This window comes from Mordavella massiliensis (assembly GCF_016902415.1).
Lineage (GTDB): Bacteria > Bacillota > Clostridia > Lachnospirales > Lachnospiraceae > Merdimonas > Merdimonas faecigallinarum.
Map to the genome: position 1 here is coordinate 1 of NZ_JACJLV010000006.1, position 23,129 is coordinate 23,129.

At 48.6% G+C, this 23,129-nt stretch carries 24 protein-coding genes; 3 read left to right on the forward strand and 21 right to left on the reverse strand.

The genetic code is table 11. The features are described from left to right. Positions 1–51 precede the first annotated feature (51 nt). From H6A13_RS02765 to H6A13_RS02820, 12 genes are all read right to left on the reverse strand, one after another. A complete protein-coding gene (locus tag H6A13_RS02765; protein WP_204908103.1) occupies positions 52–789 on the reverse strand; it encodes a cell division protein FtsQ/DivIB in 738 nt (245 codons plus the stop codon). A 29-nt stretch (positions 790–818) separates the two neighbouring features. Further along, positions 819–1,901, reverse strand: coding sequence for an FtsW/RodA/SpoVE family cell cycle protein (locus H6A13_RS02770; RefSeq protein ID WP_204908104.1), 1,083 nt, complete (start codon positions 1,899–1,901; stop codon positions 819–821). A 13-nt stretch (positions 1,902–1,914) separates the two neighbouring features. After that, the gene (murD, locus tag H6A13_RS02775) at positions 1,915–3,270 is read right to left on the reverse strand and encodes a UDP-N-acetylmuramoyl-L-alanine--D-glutamate ligase (protein ID WP_204908105.1); all 1,356 of its coding nucleotides are present in this window, start codon (positions 3,268–3,270) and stop codon (positions 1,915–1,917) included. Positions 3,271–3,283: 13 nt separating this feature from the next. Beyond that, the gene (gene mraY, locus H6A13_RS02780) at positions 3,284–4,240 is read right to left on the reverse strand and encodes a phospho-N-acetylmuramoyl-pentapeptide-transferase (RefSeq protein ID WP_204908106.1); all 957 of its coding nucleotides are present in this window, start codon (positions 4,238–4,240) and stop codon (positions 3,284–3,286) included. Between the two features lie 63 nt (positions 4,241–4,303). Further along, complete coding sequence (locus tag H6A13_RS02785; RefSeq protein WP_204908107.1) at positions 4,304–6,031, reverse strand: peptidoglycan D,D-transpeptidase FtsI family protein; 1,728 nt, start codon at positions 6,029–6,031, stop codon at positions 4,304–4,306. A gap of 58 nt (positions 6,032–6,089) precedes the next feature. Next, positions 6,090–8,015, reverse strand: coding sequence for a peptidoglycan D,D-transpeptidase FtsI family protein (locus H6A13_RS02790; RefSeq protein ID WP_204908108.1), 1,926 nt, complete (start codon positions 8,013–8,015; stop codon positions 6,090–6,092). A gap of 20 nt (positions 8,016–8,035) precedes the next feature. Beyond that, on the reverse strand, positions 8,036–8,578 hold the full coding sequence (locus tag H6A13_RS02795) for a hypothetical protein (protein WP_207751831.1): 543 nt from the start codon (positions 8,576–8,578) through the stop codon (positions 8,036–8,038). Between the two features lie 24 nt (positions 8,579–8,602). Further along, on the reverse strand, positions 8,603–9,538 hold the full coding sequence (gene rsmH, locus H6A13_RS02800; RefSeq protein WP_204908109.1) for a 16S rRNA (cytosine(1402)-N(4))-methyltransferase RsmH: 936 nt from the start codon (positions 9,536–9,538) through the stop codon (positions 8,603–8,605). An 11-nt stretch (positions 9,539–9,549) separates the two neighbouring features. Further along, positions 9,550–9,990 (reverse strand): division/cell wall cluster transcriptional repressor MraZ, encoded by a 441-nt coding sequence (mraZ, locus tag H6A13_RS02805; RefSeq protein WP_204908110.1) that lies wholly within the window; start codon positions 9,988–9,990, stop codon positions 9,550–9,552. A 264-nt stretch (positions 9,991–10,254) separates the two neighbouring features. Further along, complete coding sequence (locus H6A13_RS02810) at positions 10,255–10,527, reverse strand: hypothetical protein (protein WP_204908111.1); 273 nt, start codon at positions 10,525–10,527, stop codon at positions 10,255–10,257. A gap of 59 nt (positions 10,528–10,586) precedes the next feature. Continuing rightward, positions 10,587–11,426, reverse strand: coding sequence for a DegV family protein (locus tag H6A13_RS02815; protein ID WP_204908112.1), 840 nt, complete (start codon positions 11,424–11,426; stop codon positions 10,587–10,589). A gap of 119 nt (positions 11,427–11,545) precedes the next feature. Beyond that, positions 11,546–12,703 (reverse strand): FtsW/RodA/SpoVE family cell cycle protein, encoded by a 1,158-nt coding sequence (locus tag H6A13_RS02820; protein WP_204908113.1) that lies wholly within the window; start codon positions 12,701–12,703, stop codon positions 11,546–11,548. 178 nt (positions 12,704–12,881) lie between these two features. Between H6A13_RS02820 and H6A13_RS02825 the strand changes: the two genes are divergently transcribed. The 3 genes from H6A13_RS02825 to H6A13_RS02835 are packed head-to-tail and all read left to right on the forward strand — an operon-like array spanning position 12,882 to position 14,037. Further along, positions 12,882–13,175: a spore coat associated protein CotJA gene (locus H6A13_RS02825; RefSeq protein ID WP_204908114.1), complete on the forward strand. Its 294-nt coding sequence runs from the start codon at positions 12,882–12,884 to the stop codon at positions 13,173–13,175. Then, positions 13,162–13,434 (forward strand): spore coat protein CotJB, encoded by a 273-nt coding sequence (locus tag H6A13_RS02830; protein ID WP_204908115.1) that lies wholly within the window; start codon positions 13,162–13,164, stop codon positions 13,432–13,434. The genes H6A13_RS02825 and H6A13_RS02830 overlap by 14 nt, the downstream gene beginning before the upstream one ends. A 3-nt stretch (positions 13,435–13,437) precedes the next feature. After that, positions 13,438–14,037 carry a manganese catalase family protein gene (locus H6A13_RS02835; protein ID WP_204908116.1) on the forward strand — a complete coding sequence of 200 codons (600 nt, stop codon included), beginning with the start codon at positions 13,438–13,440 and terminating at the stop codon, positions 14,035–14,037. Between the two features lie 60 nt (positions 14,038–14,097). Here H6A13_RS02835 and H6A13_RS02840 read toward each other — a convergent pair whose 3' ends face one another. The 9 genes from H6A13_RS02840 to H6A13_RS02880 all read right to left on the reverse strand — a co-directional run bounded on the left by H6A13_RS02840 (position 14,098) and on the right by H6A13_RS02880 (position 23,037). After that, positions 14,098–15,186 carry a uroporphyrinogen decarboxylase family protein gene (locus tag H6A13_RS02840; protein ID WP_204908117.1) on the reverse strand — a complete coding sequence of 363 codons (1,089 nt, stop codon included), beginning with the start codon at positions 15,184–15,186 and terminating at the stop codon, positions 14,098–14,100. A 14-nt stretch (positions 15,187–15,200) separates the two neighbouring features. Beyond that, the gene (locus H6A13_RS02845) at positions 15,201–16,115 is read right to left on the reverse strand and encodes an AEC family transporter (RefSeq protein WP_204908118.1); all 915 of its coding nucleotides are present in this window, start codon (positions 16,113–16,115) and stop codon (positions 15,201–15,203) included. Between the two features lie 86 nt (positions 16,116–16,201). After that, entirely contained in the window at positions 16,202–17,044 is an 843-nt protein-coding gene (locus tag H6A13_RS02850; RefSeq protein WP_204908119.1) for a MetQ/NlpA family ABC transporter substrate-binding protein, read from the reverse strand. A 62-nt stretch (positions 17,045–17,106) separates the two neighbouring features. Then, the gene (locus H6A13_RS02855) at positions 17,107–17,775 is read right to left on the reverse strand and encodes a methionine ABC transporter permease (RefSeq protein ID WP_204908120.1); all 669 of its coding nucleotides are present in this window, start codon (positions 17,773–17,775) and stop codon (positions 17,107–17,109) included. 1 nt (position 17,776) lies between these two features. Then, positions 17,777–18,781, reverse strand: a complete 1,005-nt coding sequence (locus H6A13_RS02860) for a methionine ABC transporter ATP-binding protein (RefSeq protein WP_204908121.1) — start codon at positions 18,779–18,781, stop codon at positions 17,777–17,779. 278 nt (positions 18,782–19,059) lie between these two features. After that, the gene (locus H6A13_RS02865) at positions 19,060–20,211 is read right to left on the reverse strand and encodes a double-cubane-cluster-containing anaerobic reductase (RefSeq protein ID WP_204908122.1); all 1,152 of its coding nucleotides are present in this window, start codon (positions 20,209–20,211) and stop codon (positions 19,060–19,062) included. 59 nt (positions 20,212–20,270) lie between these two features. After that, positions 20,271–21,482 (reverse strand): PucR family transcriptional regulator, encoded by a 1,212-nt coding sequence (locus tag H6A13_RS02870; RefSeq protein ID WP_204908123.1) that lies wholly within the window; start codon positions 21,480–21,482, stop codon positions 20,271–20,273. A gap of 173 nt (positions 21,483–21,655) precedes the next feature. Further along, the gene (locus H6A13_RS02875; RefSeq protein WP_204908124.1) at positions 21,656–22,081 is read right to left on the reverse strand and encodes an FYVE zinc finger domain-containing protein; all 426 of its coding nucleotides are present in this window, start codon (positions 22,079–22,081) and stop codon (positions 21,656–21,658) included. Positions 22,082–22,164: 83 nt separating this feature from the next. After that, a complete protein-coding gene (locus H6A13_RS02880; protein ID WP_204908125.1) occupies positions 22,165–23,037 on the reverse strand; it encodes a sulfite exporter TauE/SafE family protein in 873 nt (290 codons plus the stop codon). Positions 23,038–23,129 lie beyond the last annotated feature (92 nt).

Below are 23,129 nucleotides of genomic sequence, written 5' to 3' on the forward strand. Positions count from 1 at the left end.
ATATAGACTTTTGTACAAAATATCAATAGAAATTAGCTATTTTTCTCATTTTTATTGCGGAATTTCTCCAATATCAAAGGTGATCGTATCACTGGACTCCGAATAATTCTCCAGATGCAGGGTTCCCTCCTGTCCGCCCAGCTTTTCCAGGATGGGCGGGATCTGCGCGATCTGGTCGGAAGACACCTGATTGCCCAGGTTGACATAGATCTTGCCGATATCCAGATAGATCTCGTCTCCCCGGCATACGATCCGGTCCGCGCTGATCTTTTGCTTCACCGCTTCCTGGGACGTTTCCAGAATCTCCTCAAAGATCTTGCTGTCGTCCGTTTCCAGACGGCTGTAGAGTTTAATGTCCTTCATGCTGACCCCTTCGATACAGGGCAGGCCTTCGATCAGGGTCGGAGACATGGATACGACCATTCCTTCTTTATCAAAATATGCATAATTATCTTTATTTTCCAGGTATCCGACAATGGGCTTTTCCCTGACTGTCACCTTCAGCGTCCAGGGCGCGGACAGACTGACATGGATGCTCTCCAGACAGGGCAGGCTCTTTCCTTTCCCGATGGCATATTTGCCTGCGATATATAAGGTATTGATCGAATACTTGTCGCTTCGTACGGTATCAACGATCTGCTGGTCCGTACAATATTCATTCCCCTCTACTTTAATCTGCTGTACATAAAAAAGAACCAGCACGCTCAGCACCAGGATGGCCGCCGCAAGAAGCAGCACCACAAAGGCATAAAGCCGGTGCGATTTTCGCTTTGTCTTCTTTTTTCCCATTTGTATACTCCCCTTATACCATGTTTTTCTTATTTTACCAGAGATGATACGCCAAATACAAGCCCCATTTCTATCAGTAGAAACACCACCGATGTACCGCCGTAGCTGACAAAAGGCAGGGTGATCCCTGTATTGGGGATCGTGTTGGTCACAACGGATATATTCAGGATCACCTGGATCATCATATGGGCCATCGCCCCAAAGACCAGAAGCGCCCCGAAAAGATCCGTGCAGCGGGAGGCTGTCACGTAAAATCTCCAGATCAGCACCAGGAACAGAAAAAGGATCATTCCTGCCCCGAAAAGTCCCAGTTCCTCGCAGATGATGGAAAAGATCATGTCATTTTGCGCCTCCGGAACAAATCCCAGCTTCTGAATGCTCTCCCCCAGCCCTCTGCCAAACAGGCCGCCGGAGCCGATGGCATACAGTCCCTGAAGCGTCTGATAACCCTTTTCATAAGCCTCCGGATCTCTCCAGATGGCGATCCGCTCCAGCCGGTAGCTTTCCAGCGCCAGAAAGACGGCCAGAAATCCTGCGGCCGCCAGTCCCAGGATCACGAACTGGCCGTATCTGGGGCTGGCCGTAAAGATCAGCACCGCAGCAATCCCCAGAATGATAATGGCGGTACTTAAGTTACTGGCTCCCACCAGTCCCACAATGGGCAGGATCATCCCCATGATCTTCAGCATCACGCGCATCTTTCCCATATCGGCGCTGTTCTTTGTCACCTCATGGGCCAGGAAAATGATCACCGCCACCTTTGCAAATTCGGACGGCTGAAAAGAAAACGGGCCCAAAGACAGCCATCTTTTGGACCCGTTATATTCCTCTCCCACCAGCAGTACTGCCACGGACAGAAGAAGCGCCGCCAGATATCCCGGCACCGCAAGCTTCCTCCAGAAATGATAATCCACCCTGGCCGCCCCGTACATGGCGGCAATACCAAGAGCGGCGGCAAACAATTGTTTTTTCAGATAGTAAAAAGCGTCCTGGAACTTGACTTCTCCGTTATAGGCGCTGGTACTGTACAAAATAACCAGCCCGGACAGCAGCAGCAGGCAAAATGCCGCCAGCATCGTCACGTCCACATTTCTTTTTCCCTGCCTGATCAATCTATGCTTCTCCTTATAAGGAATTTACGATTTCTTTGAACTTATCTCCTCGTACCTCATAACTTGGAAACATATCCCAGCTGGCGCAGGCCGGGGACAGAAGCACCGCGTCTCCGGATACCGCTTCCTTCACAGCCATATGGACTGCCTCTTCAAAGCTGTCTGCGAACACATAATCCGTAAACCCGCACTTTTTTGCATCCCTTGCGATCTTTTCCCTGGTCTGGCCCAGAAGGATCAGCTTCTTTACTTTTCCGTCAAAGCTTTCGATCCATTCCGTATACTCGGAATCCTTATCATACCCGCCGCCGATCAGCACGGTGGGGCGCTTCATGGCGCGGATCCCCTTGATGGCTGCGTCAGGGTTGGTTCCCTTGGAATCATTATAATAGGCTACGCCGTTTTTCTCTGCCACATACTCGATCCGGTGTTCCACACCGCCAAAGCTTAACACGCTTTTTCGGATCGTCTGTGCCGGAACGCCGTAGACATAAGCCATGGCTGCCGCGGCCATCACATTTTCGTGATTGTGGGTTCCCAGGATCTGAAGTTCATCGACATGGCAGATCGTCTCTTTCTGCCCGTTCAGGCAAAGAACAATCTTCCCGTCTTCCAGAAAGATTCCTTCTTCTAGTTTACGCTGACTGCTGAAATATAGAACCTTTGCCCGCAGATTTTCTCCAAATTCACGCAGGAGCCTGTCCTCATAATTTAAGATACAGAAATCATCTTCTGTCTGATTTACGGCGATATTTTCCTTCGCCTCGATATAGGCCTCCATCGTATGATGCCGGTTCAGATGATCTGGCGTGATATTCAGGATCGCGCTGACTTTCGGGCGGAATTCCCGGATGGTCTCCAGCTGGAAGCTGCTGATCTCTGCCACGGTCACAGCCTGCTCTGTCATCTGTCCCGCCACAGCGGTATAGGGATTGCCGATGTTTCCTACTACATATACCTCTTCCCTCGCCTGCTTCATGATCTGTCCAAGCAGGGAAGTTGTTGTGGTCTTTCCATTGGTGCCGGTGATCGCCAGCACATCACCCTTCCCGAACTGATAGGCCAGCTCGATCTCTCCGATCACCTGAACTCCTGCCTCTTTCATGGCAAGGACCACCGGAAGGTCTGTGGGCACACCGGGACTTAACACTGCCATATCCAGACTGGTGATCGTCTCCTGCGGCAGTTTTCCGGTCAGTACGGCCGCGCCGCTTTTTTCGCCCAGTTGTTCTTTTAAGGATGCCGGATCCAGCTTTTCATTGCCGTCATAGAGGATCACATCCGCCCCGTTTGCTTCCAAAAGCCCTGCGGCTCCGATCCCGCTGATGCCGGCTCCAAATACCAGTACCTTTCTGCCTTTTACTTCCATCTGTATCTTCCTCCTACATTGCCATCAGGGCGATCAGACACAGGATTGCCGTTATGATAGAAAATACGGCCACCACCCTGGTCTCTGACCATCCGCATAATTCAAAATGATGATGTATCGGCGCCATCTTAAAGATTCTCTTTCCGCCGGTCTTTTTGAAATATGTGACCTGAATGATCACGGACAGTACTTCCACCAGATAGATCAGGCCTACGATGATAATGAAAATAGGCATCTGCAGCATGTAGGCGGCAGAAGCTACAAATCCGCCAAGCGCCAGGGAACCGGTATCTCCCATAAACACACTGGCCGGATAGACATTGAAAAGAAGAAATCCCAGCAGCGCTCCCACTACCGCGCAGGTGATGGGGGAAATGCCGCTGTCAGTTCCAAGCGCCGCCACGGTGAAAAATGTGGCAACCAGCACCGTCACGCTGGAAGCAAGACCGTCCAGGCCGTCAGTAAAGTTCACGCCGTTGACCGTTCCGATCACCGCAAAGAATAACAGCGGGATCGCAAGCCACCCGATATTCAGATACTGTCCGCCGGAAAACGGGATCAGCATGGCAAGGGATACGTCTGTAAATTTCACCAGATAAAATGCAAACACAGCAGTCACTACGATCTGCAGCGCCATCTTCTGCTTCGGATACAGGCCGTCGGAGCGTTTCATCACCACCTTCAGGTAGTCATCCAGAAATCCGATCAGGCCAAATCCCAGCGTCACAAACAAGATCGGAATGATCTTGGGGTAACTGGGAATATAAAACACGGATGTGATCACGATCGACAGAAGGATGATCACACCACCCATGGTCGGGGTGCCTGCCTTTTTCAGATGAGACTGCACGCCATCCTCACGCTCGGTCTGTCCCATCTTCAGTCTGCGGAGTACCGGGATGATCACCGGTCCCATGATCACACTTAACGCAAAGGAAATGAGTACCGGTATAAATACTGTATAATCCATAATCCACCTCTTTATCTTCTTCGTTGATCCTTATACTTAACCTTACATAGTATACTGCATTTTCTACTCTTTTTCAATGCCAAGATAGGGGAATATATTACGGAAAATATCACCGATCACCGGAGCTGCGATGGTTCCCCCGTAATAAACGCCCTTCGGGTCATAGATTACGCACATCGCCAGGATCTGCGGATCGTCTGCAGGCGCGAATCCGAGAAAAGAAGAAATGTATTTTCCCGCGCTCCTTGGAAGGGTCTGGGAGGTGGCTGTTTTCCCGCCGATCCGGTAGCCTTCCACATAGGCGTTGCTCCCGGAGCCCTCCGCCACCACGCTTTCCAGAAGAGTCCGCATCTGGGCGGAGGTCTCTTCGGACAGGATCCGTTTCCCCTGCGCGTCATTCAGTGTCCGGATCTCCTTTTTTCCCTCACTGTCCAGGATCCGGACGCCCAGGTGGGGCGTCACCCGTCTGCCTCCATTGATCAGGGCGCTGGCCGTGGCTGCCATCTGGATCGGCGTCACCTGAAAAGACTGGCCAAAACTTATGGTGGCAAGCTCCACCAGCCCCACATTTTCCTTTTTATGCATGATGGTCTGCGCCTCGCCGGGCAGGTCCACACCGGTCAGCTCCATCAGGCCGAACTGCCGGAAATACTCATAGAACCGGTCCGCCCCCAGCCGGAGGCCGATATCAATAAACACCGGATTGCAGGAATTACGGATGCCGTCCGCAAAGGTTTCGGCCCCGTGGCCGCCCACCTTGTGACAGCGGATCTTCCGGTCTTCCACGATCCGGTAGCCGGGACACTGGAAAGTATCGTCAAGATCCACCACTCCTTCTTCCAGACTGGCCGAAGCGGTCACGATCTTAAAAACAGAACCCGGCTCATAGGTATCATTGATGCACCCGTTTCTCCACATCTGGTTCAGGGCCTCCTGCTTTTCCTCGTCCGAAAGGCTTTCTCCCCCGTCCGGCGTATTTAAGGTAAATGGATCGTTCAGGTTAAATTCCGGCACATTGACCATGGCAAGGATTTCTCCGTTCTTCGGATTCATCATCAGGATCGCCACCTTTTCCGCCTGCTTTTCCTCCATCACTTTTTCCGCCATCTGCTGGGCATAGGTCTGAATGTTGTAATCCAGACTGATCTGCAGGGTATGTCCAGCCTCCGGTTCGATCCTGTCTTCCGCCACGCCGTTCAGTTCGATCCCCCTGGCATCGGTAGTGGTCAGGATCTTCCCGTCGATCCCTTTCAGATATTCTTCATAGATCACCTCCAGTCCGATGATCCCCTGATTGTCTCCGCCGGTAAATCCCAGCACCTTCGAAGCCAGCTCATCATAAGGATAGTACCGCTTATAGTCCTCATCCACCTTTACGCCGGCAAGCCCCAGGGCCCGGATCTGGTCTCCGGTTTCTTTATCCACATTGGTCCGGATCCTTTCGATGGAAGAGACCTTCTCCACTTTCTTCCGGATCTCGCTTTCTTCCATATCAAGAAGACCGGCAAGCCCCCGGACCACCCCATCCGGGTCCTGGATCTGGCTGTGGATCACCGACACCGTACAGACGGTGCGGTTGGACGCCAGTACGGTCCCGTTCGCATCCAGGATCTCTCCTCTGGCCGCCTTGATATCCCGCTCCCTCTCATGCAGATCTTCCGCCTTCTTCTGGTAGTACTCTGCTTCAAAAACCATCAGGTAGACCAGCCTTGCAAAAAGACCCAGGATCACCGCCAGAGCTGCAAGAAATACCACCAGCATCTTTCGTCTGTGATACGTTTTATTGCGCATAAAAAACCCCGCAAACACTGTTTTTATAACTTATTACAGCATTTGCGGGGTTATTCTCTTAATTGAGGACTATGCCTGTCTCGTCCGTTCCGGTAAGATCCGTTTCCTCGCCGGTTCCGGTGAGATCCGCCGTCTCGTCCGTCTCCGCCGCGTCCGCGGATTTGGTAATGCCAAGATACGGGAAAATGTCTTCCATGATAGAGGAAGCCAGTTCTGTGGCATAACCGCTGGAAGCCTGGGCAAGTACATTGGGTTCATCCACCACCACATATACCACAACTTCCGGATTCTCCTGCGGCGCGTATCCGATGAAGGACACCAGGTATTTCCCGTTGCCGCGGGGCAGCTTTTCTGCAGTACCGGTCTTTCCGCCGATATCGTAACCTTCAACCGCCGCGGAGGCTCCGGTTCCCTCTTCCACAACTCCGAACATATAATCCTTGATGATCTCGCAGGTCTCTTCTGAAACCGTTTTCTTCAAAAGTACCGGAGACTTGTTTTCTGTTACATTTCCATTCTCATCCTGGATCTGCCTTACCACATGAGGTTCGTAATAATTTCCTCCATTGATGAGAGAACAAAAGGAAGCGGCAAGCTGGGTCATGGTCACGTTAAAGTTCTGCCCGAAAGCATTGGTGGCCAGACTGGCCGGGTCCATATTTTCCGGCGTATACAAAAGACCGGAGGTATCGCCTTCTCCGGGAAGGTCAATGCCTGTGTATTCTCCAAAACCGAACAGTTCCTGGTATCTGCAGAATTCTTCTGCTCCCAGCGCCTCGCCGATCTCCATCAGCGCCACGTTACAGGAATTTTCCAGAGACTGCTTCAGAGTCTGGGCCCCGTGTCCGTTCCGGTTATTACAGTGGATGTCGTGATCTCCCACGTGCAGCATACCGCCGCAGAAATAGTTTTCGTCTCCTTTGAGGATGCCGGTCTCCAGCCCTGCCGCTATGGTGAAGGGCTTAAAAGTGGAACCCGGCTCATAGGTATCGCTGACGCAGAAATTATTCCACATGGAGTTCAGGATCTCCAGCTGTTCCTCGTCGGACATGGCGTCGATCTGCTCTTCTGTGTAATACTTTGTCAGGTCTCTTGGCTGGTTCAGGTCATAATTGGGGTAGGATGCTTCCGCCAGGATCTCGCCGTTCTGCGGATCCATGACCATAACGGCTGTATTTTTACTTCCTTCTCCTGCGGAAACCTCATTTTTGTGCTGTTCATTAAATTCCAGGATGTGCTGTTCCACGATGCTCTGAACCTGCAGGTCAATGGTGGACACTACGGTATCGCCGTCCACCGCTTCCTTTACGGTCTGCTCCACTGTGGAGGTGTCATCCAGATAGCCATATTCCCGGCCGTCAGTGCCGTTCAGAATGCTGTTGTAGGCAGCCTCGATCCCGTTGCTTCCCACATTTCCGTCTACCGTAAATCCGATCACATCGCTGGCCAGTGTATTATAGGGATATGTTCTGACATAGTCTTCCTCCAGCCAGATCCCTTCCACATCCGGATACTTTTCCGTATCCTTTTCAATGTTCCGGAATTTTTTGTATGTTTCATAGTCTACGCCTTTTTTTAGGATATTGTACCTGCTGTCCGGCTTTTCCTCCATCAGGTCTCTTACTTCCTGCTCATCAATCTCAAAGCAGTCCTTCAGCACCTGAATGGTGGGCTCGATATGATCTTCATCGCTCAGCATGGTCTTCATATCCAGGATCACATTGTACACACGCTCGCTGGTAGCCATCTTCGTGCCGTTCCGGTCTACAATGTCGCCCCTCTTAAACGGGATGGTCCTGCTGTCATACTGCTGCTGATCCAGGACGATCCGGGTATAATCTTCACCATTTGCCGCATTGATATATGTAATTCTTCCAACTAAGAAAACAAAAGCTAGTATAATTGCCGCGAAGAGCATTACTAGCTTTTTCTGCATATTTTTGGAAAATTTTTTCCGAAAGAAATTTTTTGTACGTCTTGCCATAGTTTCACCTGTCCTGCACTCTATTCTGACTGTGCCAGCATTCCATCTTCCGGAATATTTTCAAACTGTCTGACATAATCGGTTGCAGGATCTTCATATGTTACGATCTGATCCGGTGTGGCATATACCATTCCCAGATCGTTCTGTGCCCGATCTCTTACTTCGTCCAGGTTGACAGAGTCCAGCACTGCATTTTCCCTGGTGGTATTTTCTTCCCGGAGGTTCGCAAGCTCTTCCTGCATGGCGGTGATGCTCTTGGAATGCTCTGTGATCGTTGACTGCAGTCTGATGTAGTTGATACAGATGATCAGCACTGCAATCGCTGCAACTGTCAGGAAGATCACATAAGCGGCATTCATATGCATTGCCTGCTTTCTGTTCCTGCGGACCTGGCTGCTGGCCTTCTTTTGCGGCCGCTGCCTGCGCACGCGTTCATGATCCGGCTCATATACCGGTTTTGCCACAGTATTACCATACACATATGCCGCAGATGCGCTTCTGCCCGCGCCTCTGTGGTCCGCATATCTGGTATTTGTCCGGGTATATGACTGTCTCGCTGCCATAAATACGTGCCCCTTTCTCCTAATCTATGCCCGCTCAAAAATACGAAGCTTCGCACTCTTTGAACGGCTGTTATACTCCTGCTCTTCTTTGGTGGGAAGGATGGGTTTTCTCGTAATTACCTTCCCCTTTGATACTTTTCCACACACGCACACCGGAAAATCCGGCGGGCAGGTACATGGATGTTCGTTTTTCCGGAACGCGCTTTTCACGATCCGGTCCTCCAGCGAATGGAAGGTGATGATACACAGCCTCCCTCCCGGGTTCAGAAGATCGATCATATCATCCAGAGAATCTTTCAACACATCCAGTTCTCTGTTTAATTCGATGCGGATCGCCTGAAACGTCCGTTTTGCCGGATGTCCGGACATTTTCTGATACTTCATCGGTATCGACTGGCGGATGATCCCGCTCAGCTGTCCGGTAGTCTCTATTGGCGCTTTGCTGCGTGCGGCTACGATATGTTTGGCGATATTTTTCGCAAACTTATCCTCCCCGTAGTCACGGATCACGCGGTAAAGCTCCATTTCGCTGTAGTCATTGACGATGTCCCTGGCCGTCCTTTCCTGACGGGTATCCATCCGCATATCCAGCGGAGCATCTTCGCGATAAGAAAATCCACGTTCTGCCGTATCTAACTGATAAGATGATACGCCCAGATCAAGGATGATTCCATCGACCCTGTCAATTCCCAGTTTCTGGAGCTGCGACTTCATTTCACAATAGTTGCTCCTCACTATCGTGACCTTCTCCCCGAAGTCTTTTAATCGGATGCCTGCAGCCTCGATGGCCGCCGCGTCCTGGTCTATACCTATAATACTCCCTTTGTCCCCGAGGCGTTTCGCTATCTCGTAAGCATGTCCGCCTCCACCAAGCGTTCCGTCCACATATGTGCCGTCCGGCCTGATGTGCAATCCTTCGATTGTCTCTTCAAGCAATACTGATTTGTGCTGGAATTCCATATCTTCTCCCTCTAGATACTGAATCCGCTGGCTTCCATATCCGATGCGATATCTTCAATGTTCTCTTCCACTTCAGTATTCTTTTCTACCCATCTTTGCTTGTCCCAGATCTCGGCACGCTTCCCCATACCGATAAACACAACTTCCTTATCCAGCTGTGCGAATTCCCTGAGATTTGACGGGATGAGTGTCCGGCCTTGTTTGTCAAGGTCTCCGTCAGTTGCTGCGCCTTGAAAGAAGTACGCAAATGCACGTGCTTTTTTGTCGGTGGTGGTCGGTAAGGCATTCAGCTTCGCTTCAAAGGTGGTCCATTCGTCTTCCGGATATACGTACAGGCAGTTCTCCATTCCCTTGGTAATGACGAAATGCTCCCCTAAATCGTCACGGAACTTCGCAGGAATGATAAGTCTGCCCTTGGCGTCAATATTATGACTGTACTCTCCTTTCAACATAGAACTTTCCCCTTCTCGCAAGTGGCTTCCACATTTCTACCACTTTGCTCCACTTTTAACCACTTTCTACCACTTGACCCCATTGTAAACTACTTTTCAGGCAAATTCAACCCCTTTTTCAAAGATTTTTTCAAGTGGGTACAGGGTAAATTACGATTTGGGACAGGGCAAAATGCAATTTGGGACGTAGACCTTTGCAAAAGGTCTACGTCCCAAATTGCAATAAAAAAACTGTCGTGTGGTTCCCACGACAGTTTTATCCGCTTATTCCGCCGGCGTCTCGGCCGCCTCTGCTTCCCTCGCCTGTGAAAGTTCCTGCGGCAGCTCGTCCACCGCGCTGTAATCGATCTGGATCTCATCTACCGGCCGGTTGGTCTGGTACGTATTGTACGCGGAATATCCGATCCAGCCGATCAGCGCCAGCCCGATCACGCCGATCACGCATTTATGCAGCGCATTCTGAAGCTTCTGCTTTTTTATATTTTTCTTGCGGTTTGCTTTTTCTGCTTTATATTTATCTACTTTCTCCTGGCTCATACTGCTATACTCCTTCTTTCAGACTTGCTCTGAAAGTCATTCTACCACAGTCCGGAGGATTATACAACCACAATCACTCCGCCGTCTGCGGCGTACATGCTGCTGATCCCGGCAGTATCCAGGATGACTACATCTTTAAACTGTGCCCGTTCCTTGAGCATATCCCTTACATATTCTGCTCTCTCCCGGCAGTTGCAATGGGAGATCGCCAGCACCTTTTCTTTGGAATTTTCCAGTTTCTTTATGACTTCATCTACCAGTTTGACCAGCGCCTTTTTGATCCCGCGGGCCTGTCCCAGCTGACAGATCGTCCCCGCGTCTGTCGCTCCCATCACCGGCTTGATATTGAGCACTGTGGCGACTACCGCTTTTACGCCGGTCAGTCTGCCGTTCTTCCGCAGGATGTCCAGTGTCTCCAGCACGAAGTAAGTGTCCTGTTCCTGAATGTAAGCTTCCACTATGTCTATCACTTCCCTGAAGCTCATTCCTTTTTCCTCACACTCCTGGATCTTCATGGCGATCAGGGTCTCGCCTACGGAAGCCGACCGCGAATTAAATACGTAAATGTCTTTTTCTCCGTATTCTTCCCGGTAGAGATCCCTTCCCAGTACAGCGCTGTTATAAGAACCGCTGAGTTCTGCTGATAAGGTAACCGCGTAGACTCTCTCTTCTTCACAGCGGTACCCTTCCATATATCTTTCCGGTGACGGACAGGATGATTTCGGGCACTCCGGCGATGCGGACACCAGCTTCAGAAATTCCGCCTGATCAAAGGTCTCATCATCGACAATGCGCTGTCCTGCTACTTCAATCTGCAGAGAAGCCGTCTCAAAATGGCTGGACGCCTTCATCTCCTCTGTCAGTTCTCCGCAGCTGTCTACAATAATTTTATAACTCATTTTCACCCTCCCGGCACGCCCCTGTCTATAATCTCAAGCGCGTCTTTCGCATCTATTATACGTAGTTTTTAATACTACATATTTAATCATATCATAGTTGTACCGGAATGAAAAGGGTTTTATTCCTGAAACTTGATCTTCTTGGAGATTCCCAGCGCGATCCCCATCTCCGCCATCAAAAACAGGGTTGCGGTTCCTCCGTAACTGATAAACGGCAGCGTGATCCCGGTCGTCGGGATCAGGTTGATCACAACCATCACGTTCAGCGTTACCTGAAGCGCAATATGGGTAAATATACCCGTCACCACCAGGGAGCTGTACACATCCGGGGCATTTTGCGCGATAAACATCAGGCGGAACAAAAGAAGACCGAAAAGCACCAGGACAATGATCGCGCCAAACACACCCAGCTCCTCACAGATCACAGAAAGGATCATATCATTCTGCACTTCCGGGATCATCATCTTCTGCGCGCTGTTTCCCAGGCCTTTTCCGAAAAATCCGCCGGAGCCGATGGCATAAAGCCCCTGCATCACCTGGTATCCGCCTTCCGAAGCATACTCCTCCGGATTCAGCCATACCAGGATACGCCGAAGCCGGAAGCTTTCGCTGGTAGACAGCATCGCCCCCAGGATCTGCACACCGATCAGGATCAGAACAAGACCTGCGCAGGCCAGGATCACAAACGGCCTGGTTTTTGGATGGACCACAAAGATCATGACACAGGTAATTCCCATAACGATAATAGCTGTACTCAGGTTTTCCGTCAGGATATACACGCACCCTGCCGCCAGAAGCCCCCACAGGAATGCCTGTCCCATGCCTTTCAGCGTCTTGATCTCCTTTCCCAGCTGGCAGATCACCACCGGGATAAACACGATCACCGCGATCTTCGTCACCTCTGCGGGCTGGAACTGCTGCCCGAACGGCAGCTGGATCCATCTCCTGGCGCCGTTCACTTCCACGCCCAGAGGCGTCTGCACCAGAGCCATCAGCACGATAGAACAATAAAAAATCTTCCTTCCCCATTTGATATACTCATGGTAATCGATCCTGGAAACCACATACATTCCTGCAAATCCCAGCACGCAAAAGAAGATCTGTCTCTTAAAATAATGCATGCTGTCATTGTATTTTACCAGAGCGCCGTAAGCGCTGCTGCTGTACAGCATAACAAGGCCGAAACAGACCAGGAACACCAGGACCGCCAGCAGGCTGTAGTCAAAATACACCGCGCCTTTTATTTTCTTTCGAGGTTTTTTCTGCATATTACTCATCCGATTACACTCCCATCGTATATATTTAATCAGATATAAAAATAAATTGCAACCAGAAATATATGACGGTCCTGCGGAAGATATGCACAGTTACAGGCATACGCCATACAATATTATTGAAAATGTTTTGGAGCAATCTTCGGAAGATCCGAAGACTGCGCGAAAAGGAGCATGACTGATGCCAAATTATCGATACTCTGCTTCCGGCATTTCCCGGGCGTCCGGCTGTGCCAGGCAGGCCGCGTCAAATGTGGCGCAGACCGGAAACTGTCCGCTCCCGGCAGACGCCTCCTGCGGCACGCGCGCCGATCAGGGCGACCTGGCAGACCTTCCCATCGCCATGACCTATACCCCCTGGCAGGAGTGGAAAGGAATCTACAAGGCAGAAAAGGCCTTCCAGCGCGGAACAATTTTTGAAGAACTGGATAAACCATTCCGGGGAACAGGAGGATGCTGCAATGGAAGATCGTAAACGCCCCTGCCGCAGAGAGCTCTTAGACTGGATCAACGTGGTAAGCTTTGCCGCGGACGACACCAAACTGTTTCTGGATACCCACCCTGGCAATCAGGAAGCCCTGAAATGTTTTGACGCGCTGAAAAAGCAGCGCACAGAGGCTTTGAAGGAATATGCCAGATACTACGGCCCCCTGACCCTTGACACCGCCGCAGTCTCGTCAGACCGCTGGTGCTGGATCAACGAACCCTGGCCGTGGCAGGAAGGAGGATGCTAGTTTATGTGGAATTATGAAAAAAGGTTACAGTACCCGGTAAAGATCACCCGCACCAACCCTAAGATGGCCCAGGTCATCATTTCCCAGTTCGGCGGCCCGGACGGCGAACTCGCCGCCTCCATGCGGTATCTCTCACAGCGCTACACCATGCCGTACAAAGAAGTAACCGGGATCCTGACCGACATCGGCACCGAAGAGCTGGCCCACATGGAAATGATCTGCGCCATTGTGTATCAGCTTACCAAAGACCTGACCCCGGAAGAAATCGAAAAATACGGCTTTGACAAATACTATGTGGATCACACGCTGGCGCTCTGGCCCCAGGCAGCCGCCGGAACCCCGTGGACCGCAACTTATTTCCAGTCCAAAGGCGATCCCATCACAGACTTAAGCGAAGATATGGCTGCGGAGCAGAAAGCCCGCACCACCTACGACAATATCCTGCGTCTGATCAAAGATCCTGAGATCTGCGACCCCATCCGCTTCCTGCGGGAAAGAGAAATCGTACATTATCAGAGATTCGGCGAAAGTCTGCGGATCGTGCAGGACCATCTGGACAGCAGAAACTTCTATGCCATCAATCCGGAATTTGACATTAAATAGTGAACGGGGACGGGGGATTTTCGAAAATCCCCCGTCCCCGTTCATACGACTGATTACGATCTATACATATTTTTTCATTCCTTTAGGCATCTGCCCTTTCCTGGCTCCTTTTCCGTAAATTGCAGCCGCATTCATAAATGCGATCATATTTTCTTTAGAAGTGCCGACAGGCGTTGTACAGCCGGGGCACAAATTATATCCACAGGGATTATCTGCAGCATCTGCAATACACTGACGGATATTTTCTGCAATTTCATCCGGGGTGCCATTGCGCAGCACATCGACCGGAACCACATTTCCGCTGATCGCGATCCGGTCTCCGAAAGCCTCTTTAAGTTCCTTTAGACTTTCACAATTGTCTACCCAGAAACTGCCGATTCCGGCGTCCACCACTTCCGCCCAGCGGTCATGCGTAGAACCGCAGATATGAATACCAGTGGAACCCTGAAACTGATTCATCCTCTCCACAGACTGTTTGAGGTATGGAATAAAAAATTCCATAAACTGCCGCTTGCTCAACAGATTTTTGGACACCATCGGTTCTGACAGAGTAAACTTAATCCCCAGCTTACGGTTCAGATCCTGACAGCATTTCACAACACAGTCCGTGGTATATTGCAAAAGTCTGTGCACTCCCTCTTTATCCTTTACCGTTGCTTTTAAAAATTTTTCTGTTCCATACAGGCTGGCCGCCGTCGTAAATGGTCCGGCAAGGCCGCTGCCCAATATCCGCTCCTCTCCAAAACGCTCCTGCAACCTTTCAAACGCTTCTGTGATCAGCGGAAAACGTCCGTCCTTTTCCACATTCACCAGTTCCATGTTTTCCACATCCCGTAAAGACGCCAATGCTGGTTTCACAATATAAGATACACTTTCTTTTGGATATGCCAGTTCCGTTCCTAATGCTTCTACCAGTGTACGAAGCCCCAGCCCGATCCCCATATTATCCGCCTGAAAATCTTCTGCCAGCCGTGTTTCCACTTCCACCATGGCGTCTGCCGAAAAATAATAATCACAAATGGGTATTCCGTAAAGTGGAGGCGCGGTCTCTGAAGCGCTGAGAGATGTAGGTATCCGGTCCACTTCTTCTCCTCTTGCGTAGGCAAGCGCCCGCTCTTTTGGAGTCATTTCCAGTTTGATTAATTCCATTTTCACTTACCTCCTTATCCACAAAGCAACATCATCAGCGGAACCGTTACCACTGACAGCACTGTCGACAAAGCAAACAGTTCCGATGCGTATCCGGCATCTTTCCCGTAACGGACAGCAAACAGACTGCCGGTGACTCCCGCCGGACAGGCTGAAGCAAGTACCATAATCGTCTTTACCATACCCTGCCCCGGAAACAACAGAAAAATCCCCACCAATACTCCTGGCATTACCAACAGCCTGACCGCGCACAACCAGTACAGCCGCCATCTTTTTAAGCACTGCAGCAAATCTGTCTGTGCGATATTAACGCCTGCCACGATCATTGCCATCGGCGTATTCATCCCCGCGATCATTTCCAGAGGTTCCTCAGCCATCTCCGGTATCTGGATTTGGAAAAGAAAGCACAATACCCCTGCAACAATTGCCAGAATTGTCGGAGAAGTAAACACCTTTTTCACTGATCTGCGATCTACCTTCCCCGACATCACGATTACCCCATGGGACCAAAGGAGAAAATTGGCTGCTGCCACATAAGCTGTCATATACATGACTCCTTCTGGCCCGAAAAGCCCCTGCGCCATCGGAATTCCAATAAATCCGCAATTCGAATACATAAGCGCAATGTGCTCCACGCATGCCGTATCCGGATCCTGTCCCCGGATCACCAGCCTGCTGATTCCCCAGATCACCGCAAACGATACCAGAGACAGAACTGTGGCTACAAACAGCCCTTTTAACAAAGAGCGGTCATACTCTGTCTGAAATGAAGTAAACAACAGAATCGGTGTAAAAACCATCAGAACCAGATCCGACAGTTTTTTGTTCAATTCTTCATCTATCATCTTTTGATGATAACAAAACACACCGACCAGCGCCAGTACGGCCATCACCACTGTTTTATACAGTGTCATTGCTGCTAATTCCACCCTATCTGTCTCCTTTATTCTTCTTTACGAAGAAAAAGGCAGCCAGACTGCCGCCCTTTTCTTATCACATCTATGATTTCCGGTGCTTATTCCCAGCAGGGAATCTGTGTTCCTGCTTTATCTGTCTTAAAATATTCAGCCAGATCATCACACTGAACTGCTTCTGCAATCTCTTTTGCCCATTCAGCATCTTTGTCTTCGGACCTTACAACAAATCCCACTGCATATGTTTCATTGTCATCAGACTGGCAAAGATAATTATCCGCCGGAAGGCCCGCATTCACCATGTGTCCTGCTGCAAGGCAGATGGCATCTGCATCTTTCAGAGACTGTGGCAGTACAGACATTTCCGCTTCAATAAATTGAAAATCATGCGGATTTTCAGCAATATCATACATGGTCGGAGACTCTACAGAATCATCCAGCGTGATCAGGCCCTGAGACTCCAACATATTCAGGCCGCGTGCCTGATTGGTGGCATCGTTGCAAAGCCCGATGGTTGCGCCATCCGGAATCTCATCTACAGACTCCCATTTATCTGAATACATCGCAAATAATGGATAAAATGTTTTGGGTTCGATCATCACAAGATCTGTACCATTTTCCGCATTATAGCTCTGCATATAGGGTTCATGCTGATACCAGTTCATATCCAGACTTCCTTCTGCCAACGCGACATCCGGCTGAACACTGTCATCAAACACGCTTTCTTCCACAGTATATCCCAACGCCTCAATCTCATCACGGACAGATTCCAGCTGATCTACCATGTCGGCACGGATTCCAATCTTTACAGTTGTTTTTTCTTCGGAAGATCCGCTCTCACCGGAACCATCCGCAGAAGACTCATCAGAACCGCCTCCACAGCCAACCAGCAGAGTTCCTGCCATAGCCATTACCAAAAACATGCTCAATACTTTCTTTTTCATAATCCTTTGTTTCCTTTCTTAAATAATAATATCCTAAAAATAGAGTTTTCTATTTTTATTAACTATTTCAATTTTTTATAAATCCAGTCTCCGAAATACTGGATAGCCGCAACCAGGACGATCAAAACTATACAGATAGAATACATGATCTCCTGATTAAAGTTCTGATACCCATACGTCAGAGCCACTGCTCCAAGCCCGCCTGCTCCCACAGCGCCAGCCATAGCTGTTGCACCCAGCAGGTTAATGATGGCAAGGCAAAGACCGGAAATGATAGAAGGAATCGATTCTTTCAACATAACCTTTACCACGATCTGCGCCTTGGACGCACCGAAAGATTTTGCTGCTTCAATCAAAGCCGGATCCACTTCCTTAAAACTATTCTGGAAAATACGCCCCATAAACGGTGTGACCGCCACGGTCAGCGGCACCAGAGCCGCAGTATCTCCAATCGATGTCCCTACCACAAGACGGGTAAACGGAATGATCGATACCATTAAAATAATAAACGGAAAAGAACGTACCGTATTAACAATAAAATCCAGAATCCGGTTAATGATTACATTTTCACACAATCCACCCTTTTCTGTGATAATCAGAACCACGCCTACAAAGAATCCCAGAAAAGTAGATAAAACTCCGGAGATCAAAAGCATCTTCAGCGTATCAAAAAAAGCCGGAACAATAATCATCTGACAAATTTCTGCAAATGTAAAATTATTTAATGCCATATTACTTTTCTCCTTCCTTTTCTTCTTTGCTGAGATTTTCAAGTTCATGCCAGTTGAAATCTCTCTGTGTCAGGTAATCCGTAACAGCATCCAGATGTTCGTCATCTACATTGATCACAAATATTCCCATATGATCATTCTGGTACTCCATGATCTTTCCATCCAGAATGGGAAATACATAATCCAGGTCTCTGGACATTTTCCCGAAAAGTTCTCCATCCTCCAGTCCATTAACCAGATGCGCGATCTGAATGTTATGGCCGGTTTTTGGAAGTTTCATCTCTTCTTCTCCCAGAAGTCTTCTAAGAGACTGGGGCTGTTTAATAAAGATTTCTCTTACAGAACCCTCGTCTGCAATTCTTCCGCCTTCCAGGATGCAGGCTTTATTGCAGGCTTTTCTTACAACCTCCATCTGATGCGTAACAATAACAACTGTAATTCCTGTTTTTGCATTAATTTCCATCAAAAGTTCAAGAATAGAATTCGTTGTTTTGGGATCCAGCGCTGAGGTTGCTTCATCGCAAAGCAGGATCTTCGGATCCATGGTAAGCGCCCTTGCAATCGCCACTCTCTGTTTCTGCCCGCCGCTTAAGTTTCTGGGCTTCGCATTCATTTTGTCCGACATACCCACAAGTTCCAGCAATTCCCTGACCTTCCGGTCAATCTCTTCTTTTTTATATTTCCAGCACTGCATGGGAAGTGCTACATTCTGATACACAGTCTGGCGTTCCAAAAGAGAAAACTGCTGAAAGATCATCCCCACATGTCTGCGGAACTCTCGTAATTCTTTCTCTTTCAGATCCTTTACCTCACATCCGTCCACCTTAAGGCTTCCTTCCTGATAAGATGTCAGACCATTGATACATCGCAGAAGCGTAGATTTTCCGGCTCCGCTCCGTCCCACCAGTGCATAAATATCACCATCTTCGATTTTCAGGTTGATGCCTTCCAGCACACTGCTGCCATCATCTTCCCAAATCTTCTTCAGATTATTAATCTCAATCAATGTTCTCCCTCCCATGTTCCTTACTGTGTCGCTTTTTCGCTGAATCTGTAAAATTATACCATGCGGGATATCTGACTTCATTGGCAGTGAAAACAAATTTCGCCCTTACTATTGTGTATTTTGTCCATACAATTCTTCTATTTTTAAGACATCTTATTTATTTTCTCTATAGCTGATACCCTGGTCCTGTTACGTATCATCTTAAATTCTCTCCACAAAAAAATCGTCGAAGTCAAATGACCTCGACGATTTTTCAGTATCTTATTTCCTTTTTTCTTTCACAACATTTCCAAAAACGCGGATATCCTGACTGTCAGCTGGGCAATATCTGCCTGGGAAAAATCCGTAACTACATCCATATAAGGGATATGTTTCTCTTCATGAATAAAATTCCTTACGCTGATAGATTCGATGCTGTCGGAATGGCACCCCTGAAGAATCATTTCAATAACCCCGTCCACATGAAATTCATCAATGGTACGCCCCAACAGCTCAATGCGGTTGTCGTTTGGCGTCATAACCGCACAGCCGATCATCAGGTATCGTTCTGCCAGCGCAGCGTATAGATCCGGATTATCCTCATCTACCAGCCGGTCCTGAGCCTTAATGCCGGTGCAGTTTTCAAATGCAACCACCACGCCTCCATGTTTTTCTATCACATCCACGATTTTGGACGAATCCCCGCCCATCGGGCATCCGGTGATCAGAATCCTGGGCTTTCTTCCAGTCGGCGGATTCTTTTGATATTCCTCCAGGATCCGCTCCCGTACGGTATCCAGGACCTCCGGAACCTTTTGAAGGTCCAGCTGATATTTATTTCCATACAAGATCTGAAATAATTCTTTTCCTGTCATCGGCGGCGGATCCAGTTTCATTAACCCATACAGCCTCTGTACTGCTCTGCGGTTTTCATTACTTAAATGGATCGCATCTTTTACCATTTCATCAGTAATGACAATATGAAAATACTCTTCCAGATATTCTTTGAATCGGATGATTTCTTTTTTCCATAATTCCAGACCATATTCTGACTGACGGTTCGGAAGTTCCATTACATAGACTTCTTTAAAATCGGACATCAGTTCGTACATTTTCTTTTTCCCGTCACAGGTCGTTTCACCCACCACGATATCCGAAAAATAGTAAAACGGACATCTGTCGGAAACCGCAAATCCATAGCTGGACTTAATCAGAGGACAGATATTTGCCGGCAATGTCTGCTCAGCAATTACAACCGTATCATTGGATGATGAACAAAGTCCTACAGGAATGGCCCCTACTGCCATGGCAAGTTCCCTTGGAAAATAAGAACAATAGGCTCCGATCACCGGCTTCCCGGCTTCTTTATATTTTTTTACCTCCAGGAAAGATTCTCTTTTCTGCTCTGAGAACTGTTCAAATATCTCGGGCAGATCTTTAACTAGTCTCATATACCCTCTCCAATTTCTCTTGCTGACACTATCTTATCATATCCGGTCTAAAATGCAATCTACTCTTTTTGTCCGCGCTGAAATTCTCTGAGAGTCATCGTCAGAAGGAGGCGTCTGGCCACATCCGGCTGGTTAATATCGTAACCTATAATTTCATGAATCTTAGCCAGGCGGTAAACCATCGTATTTCTGTGGATAAACAATTCTTTTGCCGCATGATTTACATTATTGCCGGAAAGAAGATATGCCTTTAAACTTTTATAAAAATCCGTACCTTTTTCCCTGTCTTCCGCTGCCAGACGGTCAAGATCCTGACAGCCGTATCCTTCGGCTCCCATCTGTTCATAAGCATAAGAACAGACCAGTTCCATATAATATTCATACTCTGTGAAAAAATGTTTCTCCGGCTCCATTTTCATTCCGATTTCAAGAATCCTCTCCAGGATCCGGCGCTTTTTCCATATCTGTTTTTCATCCTGAAATACATCTGCGGCCGCGGCAGTTCCCCCGCATTCCAAGGTGAGTTTTTCCGCCAGAAGCATTGCCTTCTTTTGCTTTTCCACGGAATTACATCTGGTAAACAAAATGGCGGCTTCTCCTTTTTCAATACATATCAGGACATCATCAAAATGATGGCAGATTTCCCTGTGCAAATGGTTGCCGTGCTTCATAAAATCCTGTGGAGTCTTCATTACTACAAGAACATAAGGACAGACCACATATTTACGAAACGCTTCTCCTCCGCTCTCCGGGATCTGATCCGGGCGGGCATCCCTGCCAAGAAGAAGTCTGCTCAACATCTGCTTGGTTCCCAGGTCCCGATATCCGTAAATCTGTTTATTCCAGCTCATCCCTATCGAAACCGCACCAGTGATCAGACTGTTCAAAGAGCAGGCATTTCTCTTTTTTTCATGGTAAGTAATACAGAAACCACTCATAATCCCCCGTACCAGCAGAGGACTTGCAGCCATGACGCCTTTCCCCACGTCCTTTTTCAACACCTTCTCTTCTGTTTTCTCATGTTCCGGATTCTCGCCTGCATAATATTCTCCCATCAGGCCTGTCCAGAAATCCTCACCGTCCCCGGATATCCCAAGTAGTTCATAAAACTGTTCCGCTCCGGAATCGACCAGCGTTTTCCCGCATGGATCTGTAATGATCACCGGAAGATCAAAAGCCGCTGATAATTCCCGAACCATATCATCTATCTGATCATTTTTTTCTAAAATCTCAAATACTGTTTTACTATACCGTTCGTATTCTTCCGCCATAACCAACTTCCTAACTTCTATCATTTGACTTGTTATCTCGATATCATTTCTTTTATCGTATCATAAACAAACGGTCTTCCCAAATCATTAATTTTAATGCACTTATAGATTTTTTCTATGCAAAAAAAGAGACGCCCCCGCCTGCCGGCGGTTGCGTCCCTGTACACCTGTATTTAACGGAAGAACAGCATATATACGATCAGTGCCGCAACTACAACGATTGCGATCGCCAGCACGATGATCGGCGCTTTGGACATCTTCTCCTCTTCTTCCAGTTCGTCGAAGAAATCATCATCCAACTCTTCCCGCTGTCTGGTTTTTTTCTTCTTCCCTTTCCGGCCATCCTCTACCGCAAGCATCTCATCGTACGCTTTGCGCATCTCTGTCTCGCGTTTTTTGCGGACATGCTTCGGCGGGATGTTGGCGTATCTCTGCTCCTCTTCCTCTTCTACCTGTTTTTTCTTCTTAGGCGCTGCCTTTGGAGCAGCCTTTTGTGAACTCTGTGGAACTTTAAATTTCTTTTTGCATTCATAGCAAAGATAATAGTTCGGGTCTTTTTTGCTCGGCTGTAATTCCTGGCCACATATTGGACATTTCATCAGAACGTGTCCCTCCTCGTTTCGTAATATATGAAAGATTATACTACATCTGAAGAGAAAATTCAAAATTTTCTTTTAAATTTTTATTTTGTCTGTTTTCTGGCGTCATGGAAGAACATCACAGCACAGATGACCATAACCACACATACCAGATAAGTCAGGATGGTAAGCGGCAGGCTGGTCACGATAAATCCGGCGATCAGTACGCCGATGGAACCGCTGATGATCATCGGGATGGTCGCCGCGCGGTTGTATTTGCCTTCTTTGATAAAGGTAATACCGCAGGCCGGGCAAAGGTAGGCGCAGGATCCCATCATAACCGGGAATGCCACGTCCGCGCTCATGCCAAGCAGCAGAACTACTGCCATACAGGGCGCATACAGGCCGATTCCTGCCGTCATCAGGATACCAAGGACAAAATTGGCCGCCACGCCGGCTACCAGAAGTCCGCCTTCCAGTCCTCTTGCTGTCCCCAGGATACCGAACGGTCCGATCGCATTGATCTTACACAGGGTAACCACTGCCACCAGAAGCAGTGCCACACCCATTACCACACGGATCTTCATAATGTCCATCCGGGAAATAATCTTGGCGCCGATAATGGAACCAACGATAGCGGATGCGATCATCAGGACCAGCGTCAGAGAATCCATCTCGATCCTGGTCATGGTAATGGTCGCCTCTACGCAGATCGGAATACCAAATGCTACGTTCAGGGTTCCGGGAATCAGGTCATCTTTGATGGCCTTATTGAACTTCCATGCGGAAGTAGCGATGGCATAACTTCCGATCCCCAGCGTATCAAAGAAGTTCGCCACCATGCTGACGATCACGTTGTACCCCATTTTGCTCTTATCCAGTTCATTTTTGTGCGCCAGCACATCCTTGACCAGCACCACAAAAAAGACTGCAGCAAAGAGCCACATGATTACCAGTAAAATTGTTGCTGCACTCATAAAAAAACCTCCCTTAAAATGAAACAATGACTTTTGACTGACATACAGTTGTCTTATTACAGATTATAACTTTTCGTTAAAATTATGTCAAG